The following is a 15,453-nucleotide window of genomic DNA, read 5'->3' as shown; positions in this document are numbered from 1 at the left end:
TCTGTCAAATATCCGCAAGGTTTACCCGTATCTTCCTGTGGGCCCCGCCGCGCGTCACGTCGAGCGCCATGACCCCGGATCGCACCGCGGTGTCATAAGCCCCTGTCAGTTCCGCCCGGCCGCCGACCTTCTGCCCGTTTATCGCAATGATGCTGTCGCCCGGTTTCAATCCCAGGCGGTCGAAAAACTGGCCCGCGCGCACCCAGGTGACGACCAGCGCATCCGCCCCGTCCTCCATCTGCCCGCCGCGCGCCACCAGCCGTTCCAGCGCGCGCCGGTCCAGCTTGCCGACCGGCACCGTCACCTCGTCCGCCGCGGTCTGCGTGGCGGGGGCGGGGTCGGCGGCGGCGCGGGTCGCGGGCAGCCCTGCGCCCTCGGGCACGGCGGGGACCAGCCAGCGCAGGCCCGCGCGTTCCAGCCAGACGCCCTCGGGGGTGATGTCGGCGATGCGGGTGTCGGCGGGCAGCAGGTCGCCCACCTGCGCGGCCGATTGCCCCTGCCCCCAGTCGAGCAGCGCCCAGGCCCGCCCCGGCGCCACGACGATGCCCGCCAGCACGACCTTGGGCGCCTCTTCCGGCGCGGCCTCGGCCACCTGGGCGGCGGGGGCGGCGGCCTCTGGCGCCGGGGCGGTGCCGAAAAGCGCGGGCCAGACGGGTTCGGCCATCCCGGCCCCCGGTTCTGCCAGATCCGCCAGCCCTGACGCCGCGCGCGCGGGCCCTGCGACGGGGCCCGCCGCCGGACCCGGGCGCAGCGCCGCCAGCGCCGCAGCGCCCGCCGCATAGGCCAGCACCGCCGCAGCCACAAGGCCCAGACCCCTATCCAGAACGCGCATCAGACGGGCGCCCCCCTGTCGGCGATAAGCCGCATCACGCAATTCCCTACCAACCCGAAAACCGGAATGCTAGTCTAGCAGCAAAGAACCCCTGTGGGAACGATACCATGACTGCATCCCGCCACCTGCGGCCCCTTCTCGCCGGGCTGGCGCTGGCCGCGCTTGCCGCCTGCGTGCCCGGCCCGCCCGCCGATGTTTCCGGCCAGCCGGTGCGGTTCCGCGAGGATTATTCCAGTGCCCGCGCGGCGCTGGAATCGGGCCGCCACGATCAGGCTGCGGCGCATTATGCCCGCCTGCTGGACCATGCCGGCCCGCTGGAGCCGCGGATCCGGCTGGAATACGCCCATGCCCTGCTGCGCGGCGGGCGGATGGCAGAGGCGTCGCAGAACGCGCGCCGGGTGGCGCTGGCGCAGACGGGGATGCTGCGGTCGGCGGCGCTGGCGGTGCAGGGCACGGCGGAACACGAACTGGCGCTGGCCGCGCTTGCGCGCAACGCGGGCAAGGCAGAGGTCACGGGGCATCTGGCGGCGGCCGAAACCGCGCTGGCCGATGCGCTGGCCAAACACGGCGGGATGGACCCGACAGGCGGGCTGCAACGGCGGCTGGAGGAAATCCGGCGCACGCGCGCCGCGCTTTAAGGCAAGGGCAGCACCGCCGACAGCCGCCAGCCGGTCTCGGTCCGCAGAAGCGCGGGTTCGATCGCCGCGCGCAGGTCGGGGGGCAGGATGGCGGGGTCGGCCAGATCCAGCACCATTTCGGCCTTCCCCGCCTCCAGCATCCCCTGCGCGGCCAGATGCAGGCCCGGCAGGCGCAAATCGGCGGTCCATGCCCCATCCGCCAGCCGCGCCGCCAGCGGCCCATCGCCAAGCGCCGCGCCCGCAAAGACCAGCCCCCGCAGCGCGCCCGCCGCCTCTGCCGCCACCGGCGCGGGGGGGCGCAGGGCCAGGTGCGCGGCGGCGGCGGTCAGCGTGACCTCACCCGCCAGATCCGGCGGCAGGTCGGGGATGGGCCCCCGGACCCGTTCCGCCAGCGCGCGCAGGTCCGCCAGCGATGCGCGGCCCTGAACGCCGGTCAGCCACAGCCGCCCGCCGGTCCAGGACAGTTGCGCGACGCCCTCGGCCCGGCCCGCCGGCGCCTCTGCCCGCAGCGCCCAGACCGGGCCGGCCAGCCCGGGCCACCGCGCGCGCCAGTGCAGCCGCAGGCCCCCCGGCCCCTCTGCCGCGCCGCGCCACAGCCCCGCGTCATCCGCCACCCCCGCAGGCACCGGAACGCCGAGCGCGCGCAGATGACCCGCCCGCCCCTCTGCCAGTGCCGCCGCCAGAAGGCCCGCCAGCACCGCCAATACCAGAACCGCGCGGCGCATCATCCCGCGGGCTCCAGCTGGAACAGCGCGCGCACGCGGCCCGGCGCCAGCCGTTCGACCTGCATCACCGCGATACGATAGCCCGCCGTGCGCTCGACCCCCGCCATCCAGCGGGCGAGCGGGTCGAAGGCCACATCCTCGAACCCCAGATCCACCCCGCCGCCCGCGCGGTTCGACAGAATGCCGAGCCCCTCGCGCAGCCCCGCCGCGACGATGCCGCGTTCCAGTTCCGCCAGTCCCACGGGCGCCACCGCCGCCGCCGCCGGGGCAAGCCCGCCCGCCGGCAGCCCCGCCACCTGCGCCGCGATCCAATCCAGATCCGCCCGCGCCTCGGTCGCCGCCTGCCGCGCCGCGGTGCGGGCATCCAGCAGCGGCAGCAGCACCCCCGCCACCAGCGCCACCGGCAACACCACCGCGACCAGAACACCCAGCAACCACCGCTCGCGCGCGGTCAGCAGGGCCAGACGCAGGCGCAGCGCCGCCATCATCGCCCGGCCCCCACATGCAGGCGCAGTTCCACCCCGCCCTCGGCGCGCACGGCGCTGTCGCGCACCTCTGCCGCCAGCCCTGCGGCGGCAAGATCGGCCACCAGCGCCTCGGCCTCGGCGAAACCGGGGGCGGTCAGCGACAGGATCATGCCGGTTTCGGGCCGCAGCGCCACCATGTCGAGGCGCAGGGGCGAGGCCGCGATCACCCCCGCCGCCCGGTGCAGCAGCGCCACCGCACCCGGCGCGGCCTCTGCCCCGCCCCCGGCGGCCAGCGCGCGTTCCACCTGCCGGCGCAGGTCCGGCAGGGGGCCCGTGGGCAGGATATGGCGGCGCACCAGCGCCTCCGCCGCCGCGCGGTCGGTTTCCGCCATGGCGGTCAGGCGGCGGGTTTCCAGCGCCAGCCCCGCACAGTAAAGCAAAAAGGCCCCCGCCAGCGCCGCCAGCACCCACCGCCGCCGCCACAGCGCCGCCCCCGGCACCGCGCCCCCGGCGGTGCCGCGCAGGTCGGCCAGCCGCAGATCCGCCAGCCGCGGCGGCACCAGCCCGGCGATGGCGGCGGGGTCCTGCACGGGCGTCAGGTCCAGCGCCGCCAGCGTGGCCGCGACCGGCCCCGGCAGGCCGGTTTCCGCCAGCACGGCCCCCGGGCGCCGCACCCCCGCCCACCGGCGCAGCAGGGCGGCGGCCAGATCGGGTTCCGCCGCGAAACCGGCATCCGCGCCGTTGCGCGCCAGGACCACCCCGCCCGCGCCCTGCCGCAGGACCCAGGCGTCGGGCGCATGGGGCAAGGACAGGTAATCCGGCACCAGCGCAAGGCAGCGCGCGCCGCCGGGCAGTGCGCCGGCCCATTCGGCCAGCCGCGCCCGTTCGGCCACCATCAGCACCGACCAGTCGCGCCCGGCTGCGGGCAGCGGCACGGCCTCCACCCCCTCCGCCCGCGCGGCCAGAACGGGGGCCAGCATCGCGCGCGCCACGCGCAGCCGCGCCGCCCCCCGGATCCGCGCCGGAATGTCCAGCCGGTGCAACGCCACCTCTGCCCCCGGGACCAGCGCGACGAAAGGCGCGGCGGGCGGGGTCGCCGCGGCAAGCGGCCAGAACAGCGGCGCCGCCGGTTCCCGTGCTGTCATCGCCGCCTTGCCCATGCGCCCCCCGTTCCCGCGCGCCGACTATGGAATGCCGTGCGTCCCGGATCAATCATGCACCGGCACCGCGCCCAGAACCCGCGTCCCGCCCTCGCGCGCGCTGCGCCGTTCCAGCCGCACCGCCCGGCGCAGCGTCACGCCATCCAGCGTCGCGATCAGCCCCGCCTCGTACCAGCGCGAGGTGATGTCGAACCGCGAAAACGGGATCGCCGCCAGCGCCTCGGGCGGCAGGAAGGCGGCGGCGCGGTAGCGCAGTTCCTCGGGCCGCACGAAGGGGGTTTCGGCCCGCACCCGCAGCAGTTCCGTCAGCGCCGCGGGCGGCAGGCCGGGCAGCACCGCGCGCAGCACAGGTTCGGTGGCGGTATTGGTGTTCAGCCGCGCCGCCGCGGGCAACAACGCCAGATGCGGGGCCAGCGCCCCCCACGCCGTGCCATCCCACCCCGGCAGGTCGAGCAGCTGCATCGGCATCGCCAGCCCCCCGCCCCGCAGCGCGGGCACAAGGGCCGCCAGCGCCTGCGCCCCCCGGTCGGGGTCGAGCCCCCGGTCGCGCCACAGCCGCAGGAAGGCATCGCGCATGAAATCGTCCTGCGGATCGGCGAGCCAGGTCAGGTTGAACCGGCCCTGAAGGTCGGCCACCTGCCCGCCCACCTCGCCCCGGTCGATGGGGAAACTGTAGGGCCGCGCCCAATCCTGCATCAGCGCCACGGGATCGTCGGGCCGCCATGTCCGGTCCAAGAGGTCGGGCAGCAGTTCGGCCAGCGAATCGAGATAGACCGCCGCCTGATCCGCCGCCAGCCCGGCCCCGGTGCGCAGCCGGCTTTGCGCCGCCAGCAGCATGAGCGAGGCCGAAACCCCCGCGATCACCAGGATCGTGACCAGCGCGTTGACCAGCACCATGCCCCGATCCTGCGTGATGTCCTGCGCGTTCATGGCACCACCACCAGCCGGATCGCGCCGTGGCGGGCCTGTTCGATCACCACCTCGACCCCCGCCGCGGCGCTGGCATCCGCCGCCCCCGCCGGGGCGGCGCGCCACTGGGTGCCGTCATGCACCTGCACCCGCAGCGCGGTGACGCCTTCCAGCAGCACCGCGCCCGGGGCATTGGCCTGCACGGCGCCCTCGGCGCGGGCCAGCGGCAGGATGCGCCGTTCCAGCGCGCCGCGCGCCCGGTCGAGCCGCCATTCGACCCGCGCCGCGCCCTCGGCCGGCGGGTCGGTGCCGCGCAGCATGCCGGCGGCGCTGACCGCAATCCGCCCGCGCGCGGGGTCGATCAGCAACGGGGGTTCCAGCCCGCCGTCGGGGGCCGTGTAGGGCAGATCCACCCGCGCCTCCAGATCCCGGCGCAGCAGGCGCAGGGCCAGCGCCAGCGCGCGCCCGTCCTCTCCGGCCGCGCGCAGACCGGTGTCGGCGCGCAGCACCGCGCGGGTGGCCTGCACCCCGGCCAGTGCGACCACCGAAAAGATCGCCAGCACAACCATCAGTTCCAGCAGGGAAAAGCCGCCCTCGCGCCGGGTCATGGCACCGCCCCCGGGCGGCGGTCGGGCGAGACATAAGTCACCAGCCGCGCGCCGGGGCGGCCCGGGGCGCTGACGGTGATGGTGATCTCGACCAGCCCGGCCTGCGACGCGGCCTCGTCCATGCGCACCTGCCAGTCGGCATGACCCATCGGCACCGTGCGCGGCAGGCCCCGCCCCCGCGCCGCACCCAGCAGCCGCAGTTCCTCGGCCCGGTTCAGCGCAACGGTCTGCGCCATCAGCCGGTCGGTTTCCCCGGCCAGCACGCGGGTGGAATGGCCGACGCTGCGCATCGCCGCGATCACGCCGATGGACAGGACCAGCACCGCCACCAGAAGCTCGACCAGCGAAAAGCCCGTATCGGCGGGGCGGCGGCGGGTCATGGCCGGGCGGTGCAGGCGGGCAGTTGCCCCGCCACGGGGGCGCAGCGCCAGACCTGCCCGTCCTGATCCAGATCCAGCGCGAAATCCGATACCTGCCCGGCGGGCCAGAAGAGGATCCGCAACGCGGGCGCGCGCGCCTGCCATGCGGCTGTGCCGCGCCAGTCCACCGCCTCGCCCGCCGCCTGCCAGCCGCCCTCCGCCCGGGTTTCGGCCACAAAGCCGGTGGCGGTGATCCGCAGCGCCCGGGGCGCGCCCCGGTGCACGGCCTCTTCCAGTTGCAGGCGCGCGGCGGCCAAGAAACGGTCGGCATCGCGCGGCGCGGCGCCAGGGCGGAACTGCACGCTCAGCCCCGCAAGGCCCGCCAGCACCGCCAGCGCGGCGACCGCGACCAGAAGCTCCACCAGCGAAAAGCCGGCGGGCGCGCCGGTCACTCGTCCGACCAAGACCCGATGTCCCGGTTCACGCCCTCGCCCCCCGGCTTGCCGTCGGCGCCATAGCTGAACACGTCGAATTCGCCGCGCAGGCCGGGGTAGAGGTACTGGTAATCCGCCCCCCAGGGATCCTTGGGCAGCGATTGCACATAGCCCGCGCCGGCCCAGTTCGGCGGCAACGGCGGGCGGGTGGGCTTTTCGACCAGCGCGCGCAGGCCCTGTTCGGTGGTCGGATAGCCGAGGTTGTCGAGCCGGTAGAGTTGCAGCGCGCTTTCCAGCACCGCGATGTCCGACCGCGCGCGGGCGACGCGCGCCTGATCGGGCCGGTCGATGATGCGCGGCACGATGGCGATGGCGAGGATCGACAGGATCACCACCACAACCATCAGTTCCAGAAGGGAAAACCCCTCGTCATGGCGGCCCGTGCGGGGCCGGTCGGCGGCGGTGTCGGCTGTGGTCATGCGGGTTCTCCGATGCGTGGCGGAAGTCTAGATCAGCCCCCTGCGGGCATCAAGCCCGCGCCCCCGGGGGCTGGCGGGGTGGGGGCGGCGGAACGCCCATCCGCCCCGCAAGGCGATGGAGCCCGGCGCCGATCCGCCCTAAGGTGCCGGGATGGAGCCCTGGCTGCTGTTGATCCTGTCGCCCTTCGCGGGCTCTTTCCTGGGCGTGCTGGCCGACCGGCTGCCCGAGGGGCGCGACGTGCTGACCGCGCGGTCGCGCTGCGCGGCCTGCGGCCATGTTCTGGGACCGGCGGATCTGGTGCCGATCCTGTCCTGGGCCTGGCGGCGGGGGCGCTGCGGGCATTGCGGCGCGGCGATCCCGCTGCACCTGCCGCTGATCGAGGCGGGGGCCATGGCCGGCGCGGCACTGGCGCTGGCGCTGGATCCGCCGGGGGGCGCGCTGGCGGGGGCGCTGGTGCTGTGGCTGCTGGCGACGCTGGCGCTGGCCGATGCGCGCCACCGGCGCCTGCCCGATGTGCTGACCGCGGCGCTGGCGGTGGTGGCGCTGTCCGTGGCCCTTGCGGCTGGCCATGGGGGCGCGGCGCTGGCGGGCGCGGCGATCGGGGCGGGCGGTTTCTGGCTGATCCGCATCGCCTATCGTGCGCTGCGGGGGCGCGAGGGGTTGGGGATGGGCGATGTCAAGCTGATGGCGGGGATCGGCGCACTGCACCCGCTGGCCGACCTGCCGCTGGTGGTGGCGCTTGGCGCGGGCCTGGGGCTGGCCTGGGCACTGGCGGCGCATCGCGGGCGCCCGCCGGCGGCGCTGGCGCTGCCCTTCGGCAGTTTCCTCTGTGCCGGGTCGGCGCTGGTGCTGGTTGCGGGCTGGCTGGCCCCCGCCCTATGATCGCCCGACCCCGGACGAAAGGCCCTGCGATGCGCGTGAAATCCCCCCGGCTGGCGGCGATGGCCGGGCTGATCGGCCTGCTAATCCTTGCCCGGCTGGCGGAAATGGCGGGGCTGGCCGCCGTGCCGCCGCAGGTCTATGCGGCCCTGATCCTGGCCATCGCGGTGCTGAACCTGTGGCTGCTGATCGCCAACTATCGCCGGGGCATGGTCGATGTGTTCGCCGTGGGCCGTCCCATCGAACGGAAAAAGAACGCCGTGGCGTTCTTTTTCGTCTTCTTCGCACTGATGGCGCTGACGATCGGACTCATCGCGGTGCTGGTGCGGTTCCTGGCCGGCTAGGCCCGCAACCGCACCCGCCCGATCAGTCGGATTCGCCTGCCCCGGCCGTGGCCGGCGCGCGCACGCGGACCCGTTCGGGCGCGCCGTCGGCACCCACCACCACCAGTTCGACCAGCCCGCCCGCCGGCGCGATCGCCGCCGCCCGGGCCAGCAGTTCCGGCGAGGGGTTCTCGACCGTCGCCACCTCTGCCCCGGCCAGCCGCAGGGGGCCGGGGGCGGCCGTCACCACCACCTCGGCCGCGGCGCTGCCGGACCGGGGATAGGTGTTGACGTCGGTGTTGAAGGCGCCTTCCTGCACCGCCTGCACCACGATCCGGCTGCCCACCGCCGTCAGCGGACGGACGGTGATCTTCGCAATGTCGACGGTGCCGATGGGTTCCGTCACCGACGAGGTGTTGACCACGATCACCTTGAGACTGCCCGGCTCCAGCAGGATTTCCTGCTGCAACACCGCCGCCGCGTTGGGCGGCAGCGTCACGTCCTCCACCTCCATCTGCGCAGGATCCCAGGTGACGGTCATCTGCGCCACGCCGAACGGATCCGCTGCGGTGAAGAAGGCGAGGTCGAGTTCGCCGGTCTGCCCTTCCTGCACCGCCACGGAAGGCGTGAGGAAGAAGGCATCGCCGGCGAACTGCGCCAGGGCTGCCGCGGGCATCCAGACGGCGGCGGCCGCCGCCAGCGTCAGTCTTTTCGCAAGAACCCCGAGCATCACTGCACCTCGATGATGAAAGTCTTGGTCACGCCGGGCGTCAGGTCGGAACCCGACGTCTGGCCCGAAATCACGGTCGCACCGCTGAACGAGATGAAATAGGTCCCGATCCCGTCCGGCGCCGCCCGGCCGCGCATCAGCACGGTGGTCTGGCCCTTGGGCAATTGCACCGTGACCGACACGCTGCGCACCGGCACCGAAGAGGTCAGCACCGTGCGCCCGTCGATGATCACCTCGTAGATGTCATCGTTGGCCGAACCGTTGTCGCCCATGGTGATGGTGACGTTGCCGGTGCCGCAGGACACGTCGACCGAGGCCGATTTGGTGTCGGAACCGCACAGGACGCGGCTGCCGCTGACCGTGATCGCCCCCGACCCGCCGCCGCTGCCCGGCGCTGGACAGGCCAGCGTCGCCTTGCCGTCGGGCAGGAAGGACAGCAGCCCCCCGTTCGTCGCCGTCAGGTTGAAGTCCTTGGCATCGGCCACCACGCCGCCCGTCGGCGGGATGAAGCCGCAGACCTTGTTGATGAAGTTCTCGAACGCATCCGACAGGCCGGTGGCGTCGAGCGTGTTGCTGACCACGTTCTGGATCGCGGTCAGAAGCCCGGTATAGGAATCCTCGCCGATCTTGGCATAGATCTCGCCCAACAGCTTGTAGGTCGTGCTCTTGGTCATCAGCATGCCGACGATGCGCGCGCCGAGCTTCTTGTTGATCAGCTCTTTCGCGCCCTTGGTCACGCCGAGCCCGCAGAGGTTGTTGAGCCCGATGAACGTCACCTCGGCGGTGATCGTCGCGGTCTCGCCGTCGTCGAGGCTGGTCTTGTCCGAACTCAGGCGGAAGTCGAAGTCGAGCGGCTTGACCAGATCGCCGACGATGCCGGCCACTTGCAGCGGCACGGTCAGCGGCAGACAGAACTTGACGAAGCCCGCCAGCGCCGCGACCTCGATCGCCGGCCCGTCGGCCGGGATCACCGCACCGCCGACCAGCGCCACCAGCGCCGCGGTGGAACAGGCGCCCGCCAGGATGTTGGAACCGGTCGAGATCGCCGAGACCGTGCTTTTCAGCATGCAGACCGCGGGGACATAGATCGCGCAGACATCCGCCGGCGCCTCCACCCCAAGGCGGCGCATCGGCAGCGTGCCCTCGGTCTGGATCGTGGCCACATCGGCGCGGAATTCATCCAGCCCGTTGGCGTAGAACACCGCCTGGAGGAACTGCGCCAGTTGCGCGCCATCGGGCCCGTTCAGCAGTTCGCGCACGCCCTCGACGGCCTCGGCGAACTGCACGCCGCCGGCTTCTGCCCCGCCCATGACGATCTTGAGATCGGCCGGATCGACCCCGCCGCTCTGTTCGGCGAAGGTCTGGGTGGCGGTCCGCTGCCGCTCGATCATGTCGGCGAGTTCGTCGAGGAAGGCCAGCACATCGGCCTTGGCATCGGCGGGCTTGGCCACCGGCGCCTTCAGCAGAAGCGGCATCCGGTCGGCCTCTGCCCCGGCGACCTGGAGCACCACGTCGACCTCGGCATCCGCGCCGACGAGCGATTTGGGCACGACGAAGGTCGCATAGCCGAGGATGGAGCGGAATACCTGCGGCGAGGCGACGCCATCGACCAGCACCGCCACCTCTGCATCCGGGTCGAGCAGCGCGGGAGAGACCATCGAGACGGTCCCCGCCGGGCGCGCCCAGGGGTCGAGAATCGCCGAGGGCAGCGGCGCATCATGCAGCAGCGCCTGCGCGATCAGCCCGATGTCGGCATTGTCGAGCGTGCCCGACAGGTTCATGTCGGCAGCTTCGAAAGCCTCGAATTCCGTATCGTAAAGCCCGGCCGCGGCCTGCGCGGCCAGCAGCAGGTCGTCGAGTTCCAGCACGCCGTCCTGGCCCACGTCGCCGAACATGACCGGAATGCCGACAAAGCCGGGGTTGGCGCCCGCGGCGGCGTCGAACACGCTGATCGCGCCGGTGGTTTCGGCCAGGACCTCGGTCCCCTTCATCGCCTTGACCAGAACGGTATAGACGCCCGCGGCGGGGAAGGTGACGTTCACATCCGCGCCGGCCTTGGTCTGGCCGTCGGAAAATACCCAGTCATATGTATCGGCGCCATCGTTGCCCGTGACGGTCAGCGCAAGCGGGGTGCCCGCGCTGACGGTGGACCGGCCCGCGATCTCGATGATCGTGCTGTCGGCCCCGGCAGTGGGGGTGTCGCTTTTGCAGGCTGCGATGAACGACACCGTGATGACCATCAGCAGCCATCTTACAATACTTGAAAAAGCCATTTTGCCCTCCAATGTGTCGGCATCGATCATAGCACCTATCACGCTTCGGTCAACAAAACGTGACTCCGGCCGCTGTCGCGGGTGGGTTCGGGGCATCGGGCGGGCCGGATCCTTCCCGCGATCCGGCGGCCGCGGCCCGATATGCGGCATTTCGGGCCGGGGCCCGCGGGGCAGGATCGCCGCGGCGGGCGTATCGCGGAATCAGCGCGGAATGCACGGCGGATTGCCCGGGAAACCTCCCCCACGCGGGGCTGGTGCGGGCGGCGGGACTCGAACCCGCACAGGCCAGGCCCTGGCGATTTTAAGTCGCCTGCGTCTACCATTCCGCCACGCCCGCACGCCGCCCCTATAGCAAGCCCGGCCCGGCGGTCAAAGGCCGCTCACGCCACCGTCATGCGCGCCCCCTTTGCTCTGCCCGCGCCGCATGGCACCCTGCACCCGCCGCTGGAAGGAGTGACCCATGCCCCTGACGCTTTCCGCCCTGCGCCCGATCGCGCCCCTGCCGCTCTGCCTGCTGGCGGGGCTCGCCTGCGCGCAGGACACACGGACCCTCACCGGCAGCCTCTCGCTGCGCGAACGCATCGCCCTGCCGCAGGATACGCAGGCGGTGGTGGAACTGCGCCGGCCCGACGGCAGCTTCGTCACCGAATGGCGCGAGGATCTGGGCACGCGCCAGCCGCCGGTGTCCTTTTCCGTCACCGGCCCCGCAGGCGTGGATCTGGTGCTGCACGGCGCGCTGCTGGCGGGCCCCGACAGGGCCTGGGTGACGGGCCCGATGCCCATCGCCGCGGATGCGGGCGAAAAAGGGGACGGGGACGACCTGGGGCTGCTGATGACGCGGGCCTGGCCGCCGCTCGCCTTCGCGCTCGCCCTGCGCTGCGGCGACACCGACCTGCGCATGGGCTTCACCGCCGAAGGCGTGCGGCTGGACATCGGCGGCCGGCTGATCGACCTCGCCCCCGCCGTCGCCGCCTCGGGGGCGAAATACGCCGCCGCGGACGACCCGGAAACCTGGGTCTGGTGGAAGGGCGACCGGGTGGAGGGGATTTCCATCCGCCTCGCGGGCGCGGATCCGGGCGCCTGCCGGCAGGCGGTCCCCGAGGGGCTGTTGCCCCTGACCGCGCGCGGCAACGAACCTTCGTGGATCGTGGTGCTGGCCGAGGACGGCGCGGTCTACGACGGCCCCGGCGGGCGGTTCGAAGGGCCGATGCCCGCCGTCGGGCGCAGCGATGACGAAGGCCGCAGCGTCGATCTGGGCGGGCGGGTGCTGGACCTGCGCGCGGGCCTCTGCCACGACACGATGACGGGCATGCCCTATCCGCTGACCGCCGCCGTGACCGTCGGGGGCCAGACCCATCCCGGCTGCGCGGGCGATCCCGCCGCACTGCTGACCGGGGCCGAATGGCAGGTGGCAGAGATCAACGGCGCGCCCTTGCCCGAGGGCGTGGCCGCGACGCTCGCCTTCGGCAAGGATGGCCGGCTGGCGGGTGCGGCGCCCTGCAACCGCATGGCCGCGGGCTATGAGCTGACGGGCGAAGGGCTGCGGATCACCCGCGCCGCCGCGACCCTGATGGCCTGCCCGCCCCCGCAGATGGAGGCCGAGGCCGGTTTCTTCGACACCCTCGCCCGGGTGGACGGCTTCGACATCGCCGCGGACGGCGCGCTGGTGCTGCACGCCGCCGGCACCCCGGTGATCCGCGCCCGCCGCTGACGCCCGGCGGCGGTGCGGGTGGAAAGGCTGGGGCCGGGGTGAACCCCGGCCTGCGGGCGCAGCGCCTTCATCCAACGGGCGGTGCCGGTGGAGAGTACGGGAGCCTCCGGCGGGGATATTTGAGGACAGAAAGTGTCGCGGGCGTGCCTTCATTTTCTGTCCGAAAATATCCTCAGGGGGTGAATTGGCGCAGCCAAGAGGGGGCAGAATGCCCCCTGCCCGGCCCGCCACGGGGCCGCGCGCAGCCTCTTGACGCCGCGGGACGGATCGGAAAGCGTAACCCCATGTTTCCGATCCGCGATCACAACCCCTCGGGGCGAACCCCTTTCGTCACCTATCTGCTGATCGCGCTGAACGTCGCGGTCTTCCTGTCCTACTGGCCGTTCCAGGACACGCCCGAGGCCGAATACCGGGTGTTCCTCGAATGGGGGGTGGTGCCGCGGCTGGTGGCGGGGGGCGAGGGCTGGCAGACGCTGGCGACCTCGATGTTCCTGCATGGCGACCTGTTCCACCTTGCGGGGAACATGCTGTTCCTGTGGATCTTCGGCGACAACATGGAGGACGCGCTCGGCCATGTGCGGTTCGTGCTGTTCTACCTTGCCTCGGGCGTCGCGGCGGCGGTGTTGCAGGTGGCGGCGGATCCGGGGTCGGGCATTCCGATGGTCGGCGCCTCGGGGGCGATCGCGGGGGTTCTGGGGGGCTATCTGCTGTTCTTCCCCCGCGCGCGCGTCGATGTGCTGATCATCATCGTGATCTTCTTCCGCATCGTGCCGGTGCCTGCCTGGCTGATGCTGGGGCTGTGGCTGCTGTTCCAGGTGGTGAACGGGCTTGCCGCCGACACCGACATGGGCGGGGTCGCCTATTGGGCGCATGCGGGCGGGTTTGCCGCCGGGATGCTGCTGGTGCTGCCGGTGTGGCTGGCGCGCGGGGGGCCGGCGTTCTGGCGGCGCACCGAGGGCGCGCCCCCGCATCCCGAGGCGCAGTACCGCCGCAGCCCCATCCCCCCGGTCAAGCGGCGGCGCTGACCCGCAGCCTATTCGCCGCGGATGACCTTGGCGAAGGGTTCGTAAAGCGCGCCGTTGCCGGCCAGCACCGCGCCCTTTTCCATCGGGTCGTCGCCCGTGCGCACGGCGCCGACGAACCCGCCCGCCTCGCGCACCAGCAGCAGGCCCGCCGCCATGTCCCAGGCCTGGATGCCGCGTTCCCAGTAGCCGTCGTACCGCCCCGCCGCGACATAGGCGAGGTCGAGCGCCGCCGAGCCCCACCGCCGCACGCCCGCGCAGACCGGCATCAAGCGGGCAAGGTCCTGCAGGGTCGCAGGCAGCGTGCCGCGCCCGCCGAAGGGCACGCCGGTGGCGAAGATCGCCTCGATCATGTGGCGGCGGCCCGACACGCGGATGCGGCTTTCGTTCATCCAGGCGCCGGCGCCCTTTTCGGCCCAGAACATCTCGTCCTTCGCCGGGTCGTAGACCACGGCCGACACGATCTCGCCCTTGTGTTCCAGCGCGATCGACACCGCCCAATGCGGCAGGCCGTGCAGGAAGTTGGTGGTGCCATCCAAGGGGTCGACGATCCAGCGCCGCGTCGGGTCCTGCCCCGCCGTCTCGCCGGTTTCCTCGCCGAGCCAGCCGTAGGTGGGCCGCCCGCCCATCAGTTCGTCGCGGATGATGCGTTCGGCCTCGCGGTCGGCCTTGGTGACGAAATCCCCCGGGCCCTTGGCGGAAACCTGAAGGTTCTCGACCTCGCGGAAGTCCTTCACCAGGCTGCGGCCGGCCTTGCGGGCGGCCTTGATCATCAGGTTCAGGTTGGCGCTGCCTTGCATCGGGGACTCCTGCCGTTCAAGGCGGTTGCTCTACACGGCGGGGGGCGAAAAGGGAAGGGTGCACAGCGGGCTTCCGGGGGCGCCTTCGGGGCTTTTGCGGTGCGGCGGTTTCCGCTAACCTTCCGCGCGGCGCCGGACCGGAGGAAAGCGCATGGACCAACCGGAAACGGGCGGCGGCGCCGATGCCCCCGCCGCCGAGGCCTTCATCTTCGTCGTCGACGGCGAGACGCTGGCTTTCCAGTCGCTGTTCCTGGCGATGTCGCTGGCGCAGGCGCATCGGGGGGCGGCGCATCTGCGCGCCATCGCCTATGTCTCGGCCCGGACGGTGCCGATGCTGGATGAAACCGTGCGGCTGGTCTACGAGGCCGCCGGCGTGACCATCGCCCCCCTGCCCCCGCCGGGCAGCCACTGGGCCCGGCCCTACCCGCACGGCAACAAGATCCTCGCCTGCGCCGCGCCGCGCGATGTCGCGCGCACGACCTTTCTGGACACCGACATGGTGGTGACGGGGCGCATCGGCGGCCTTGCCCCGCCGGGCGACACTGCCGTTCTGGCCGTGCCCGAAGGCATCCCGAGCTGGCGCGGCGAGGGGCGGTGGGAACGGGCCTATGCCCATATCGGCCAGGACCTGCCGGCGGAACGGGTCACGCTGGTGCGCGGCCGGCGGCTGCGCCACCTGCCCTATTTCAACGCCGGTTTCATCAGCTTTCCCGAACAGCCCCTGCCGGGGGCGGAGGGACGCTTCGGCCGGCTGTGGCTGGACATGGCATCGGATTTCGACCGCAACTGCATGGTCGGCGGCAAGCGGCCCTGGCTCGACCAGATCACCCTGCCGCTGACGCTCTACCGTCACGGGCTGGCATGGCGGGCGCTGCCCGATATCTACAACTATTCGCTGTCCTACCGCGACCGGGTGCTGCGGCGCGAGGGCAAGGCGAAGGTGCTGCACTATCACCGCCTGCATTTCCTGCGCGGCCGTCCGGTGCTGGCCGACCTGACCGAACGCCTGCACGAAGCCCTGCCGCCCCGGCTGCATGCCCCCCTGGACACCGCGCTGGCGCTGATGGCGGGGGCGTCCGAGGCCGCCTGAGACCGCGCCCGCC

18 protein-coding genes and 1 tRNA gene are annotated in these 15,453 nt (G+C 72.7%); 6 read left to right on the top strand and 13 right to left on the bottom strand.

The window, feature by feature from the left end:
- Nucleotides 1–4: 4 nt before the first annotated feature.
- Nucleotides 5–832 carry a type II secretion system protein N gene (locus RGD00_RS05100; protein ID WP_310456215.1) on the bottom strand — a complete coding sequence of 276 codons (828 nt, stop codon included), beginning with the start codon at nucleotides 830–832 and terminating at the stop codon, nucleotides 5–7.
- A 107-nt stretch (nucleotides 833–939) separates the two neighbouring features.
- Between RGD00_RS05100 and RGD00_RS05095 the strand changes: the two genes are divergently transcribed.
- The gene (locus RGD00_RS05095; protein WP_310456214.1) at nucleotides 940–1,470 is read left to right on the top strand and encodes a tetratricopeptide repeat protein; all 531 of its coding nucleotides are present in this window, start codon (nucleotides 940–942) and stop codon (nucleotides 1,468–1,470) included.
- Here RGD00_RS05095 and RGD00_RS05090 read toward each other — a convergent pair.
- The 8 genes from RGD00_RS05090 to gspG are packed head-to-tail and all read right to left on the bottom strand — an operon-like array spanning nucleotide 1,467 to nucleotide 6,611.
- Nucleotides 1,467–2,198, bottom strand: a complete 732-nt coding sequence (locus RGD00_RS05090; protein WP_310456213.1) for a hypothetical protein — start codon at nucleotides 2,196–2,198, stop codon at nucleotides 1,467–1,469. The genes RGD00_RS05095 and RGD00_RS05090 overlap by 4 nt on opposite strands.
- Nucleotides 2,195–2,683, bottom strand: a complete 489-nt coding sequence (gene gspM / locus RGD00_RS05085; RefSeq protein ID WP_310456212.1) for a type II secretion system protein GspM — start codon at nucleotides 2,681–2,683, stop codon at nucleotides 2,195–2,197. The genes RGD00_RS05090 and gspM overlap by 4 nt, the downstream gene beginning before the upstream one ends.
- Nucleotides 2,680–3,822 (bottom strand): type II secretion system protein GspL, encoded by a 1,143-nt coding sequence (gene gspL / locus RGD00_RS05080; RefSeq protein WP_310456211.1) that lies wholly within the window; start codon nucleotides 3,820–3,822, stop codon nucleotides 2,680–2,682. The genes gspM and gspL overlap by 4 nt, the downstream gene beginning before the upstream one ends.
- Before the next feature lie 48 nt (nucleotides 3,823–3,870).
- Nucleotides 3,871–4,752 carry a type II secretion system minor pseudopilin gene (locus tag RGD00_RS05075; RefSeq protein ID WP_310456210.1) on the bottom strand — a complete coding sequence of 294 codons (882 nt, stop codon included), beginning with the start codon at nucleotides 4,750–4,752 and terminating at the stop codon, nucleotides 3,871–3,873.
- On the bottom strand, nucleotides 4,749–5,339 hold the full coding sequence (locus RGD00_RS05070; RefSeq protein ID WP_310456209.1) for a prepilin-type N-terminal cleavage/methylation domain-containing protein: 591 nt from the start codon (nucleotides 5,337–5,339) through the stop codon (nucleotides 4,749–4,751). Before RGD00_RS05070 ends, RGD00_RS05075 begins: the two co-directional genes overlap by 4 nt.
- Nucleotides 5,336–5,719 (bottom strand): type II secretion system protein GspI, encoded by a 384-nt coding sequence (locus RGD00_RS05065; RefSeq protein WP_310456208.1) that lies wholly within the window; start codon nucleotides 5,717–5,719, stop codon nucleotides 5,336–5,338. The genes RGD00_RS05070 and RGD00_RS05065 overlap by 4 nt, the downstream gene beginning before the upstream one ends.
- Nucleotides 5,716–6,162 carry a prepilin-type N-terminal cleavage/methylation domain-containing protein gene (locus RGD00_RS05060; protein ID WP_310456207.1) on the bottom strand — a complete coding sequence of 149 codons (447 nt, stop codon included), beginning with the start codon at nucleotides 6,160–6,162 and terminating at the stop codon, nucleotides 5,716–5,718. Before RGD00_RS05060 ends, RGD00_RS05065 begins: the two co-directional genes overlap by 4 nt.
- Nucleotides 6,147–6,611, bottom strand: coding sequence for a type II secretion system major pseudopilin GspG (gspG, locus tag RGD00_RS05055; RefSeq protein WP_310456206.1), 465 nt, complete (start codon nucleotides 6,609–6,611; stop codon nucleotides 6,147–6,149). The genes RGD00_RS05060 and gspG overlap by 16 nt, the downstream gene beginning before the upstream one ends.
- Nucleotides 6,612–6,762: 151 nt before the next feature.
- On the opposite strand from gspG, the gene RGD00_RS05050 reads away from it, so the two are divergent.
- Together RGD00_RS05050 and RGD00_RS05045 are read left to right on the top strand one after the other, a co-directional pair.
- The gene (locus RGD00_RS05050) at nucleotides 6,763–7,494 is read left to right on the top strand and encodes a prepilin peptidase (protein ID WP_310456205.1); all 732 of its coding nucleotides are present in this window, start codon (nucleotides 6,763–6,765) and stop codon (nucleotides 7,492–7,494) included.
- Between the two features lie 29 nt (nucleotides 7,495–7,523).
- Complete coding sequence (locus RGD00_RS05045) at nucleotides 7,524–7,835, top strand: hypothetical protein (RefSeq protein ID WP_310456204.1); 312 nt, start codon at nucleotides 7,524–7,526, stop codon at nucleotides 7,833–7,835.
- Between the two features lie 22 nt (nucleotides 7,836–7,857).
- On the opposite strand, the gene RGD00_RS05040 is transcribed toward RGD00_RS05045, so the two are convergent.
- From RGD00_RS05040 to RGD00_RS05030, 3 genes are all read right to left on the bottom strand, one after another.
- Nucleotides 7,858–8,544, bottom strand: a complete 687-nt coding sequence (locus tag RGD00_RS05040; RefSeq protein ID WP_310456203.1) for a hypothetical protein — start codon at nucleotides 8,542–8,544, stop codon at nucleotides 7,858–7,860.
- Complete coding sequence (locus RGD00_RS05035) at nucleotides 8,544–10,817, bottom strand: PKD domain-containing protein (RefSeq protein WP_310456202.1); 2,274 nt, start codon at nucleotides 10,815–10,817, stop codon at nucleotides 8,544–8,546. Before RGD00_RS05035 ends, RGD00_RS05040 begins: the two co-directional genes overlap by 1 nt.
- Before the next feature lie 252 nt (nucleotides 10,818–11,069).
- Nucleotides 11,070–11,154 (bottom strand) — tRNA-Leu (locus RGD00_RS05030).
- A 123-nt stretch (nucleotides 11,155–11,277) separates the two neighbouring features.
- Between RGD00_RS05030 and RGD00_RS05025 the strand changes: the two genes are divergently transcribed.
- Together RGD00_RS05025 and RGD00_RS05020 are read left to right on the top strand one after the other, a co-directional pair.
- Complete coding sequence (locus RGD00_RS05025; protein ID WP_310456201.1) at nucleotides 11,278–12,528, top strand: META domain-containing protein; 1,251 nt, start codon at nucleotides 11,278–11,280, stop codon at nucleotides 12,526–12,528.
- Between the two features lie 284 nt (nucleotides 12,529–12,812).
- Nucleotides 12,813–13,553: a rhomboid family intramembrane serine protease gene (locus tag RGD00_RS05020; RefSeq protein WP_310456200.1), complete on the top strand. Its 741-nt coding sequence runs from the start codon at nucleotides 12,813–12,815 to the stop codon at nucleotides 13,551–13,553.
- Between the two features lie 8 nt (nucleotides 13,554–13,561).
- Here RGD00_RS05020 and RGD00_RS05015 read toward each other — a convergent pair whose 3' ends face one another.
- Nucleotides 13,562–14,350: an inositol monophosphatase family protein gene (locus RGD00_RS05015; protein WP_310456199.1), complete on the bottom strand. Its 789-nt coding sequence runs from the start codon at nucleotides 14,348–14,350 to the stop codon at nucleotides 13,562–13,564.
- 151 nt (nucleotides 14,351–14,501) lie between these two features.
- Here RGD00_RS05015 and RGD00_RS05010 point away from each other — a divergent pair, with 151 nt between their 5' ends.
- A complete protein-coding gene (locus RGD00_RS05010; RefSeq protein WP_310456198.1) occupies nucleotides 14,502–15,440 on the top strand; it encodes a hypothetical protein in 939 nt (312 codons plus the stop codon).
- Nucleotides 15,441–15,453 lie beyond the last annotated feature (13 nt).

Source organism: Ruixingdingia sedimenti (assembly GCF_031432425.1).
In the GTDB taxonomy this organism is placed as follows: domain Bacteria; phylum Pseudomonadota; class Alphaproteobacteria; order Rhodobacterales; family Rhodobacteraceae; genus Ruixingdingia; species Ruixingdingia sedimenti.
Note: the sequence above shows the minus strand (reverse complement) of the source record. Positions and strands in the feature narration are given on the sequence as shown.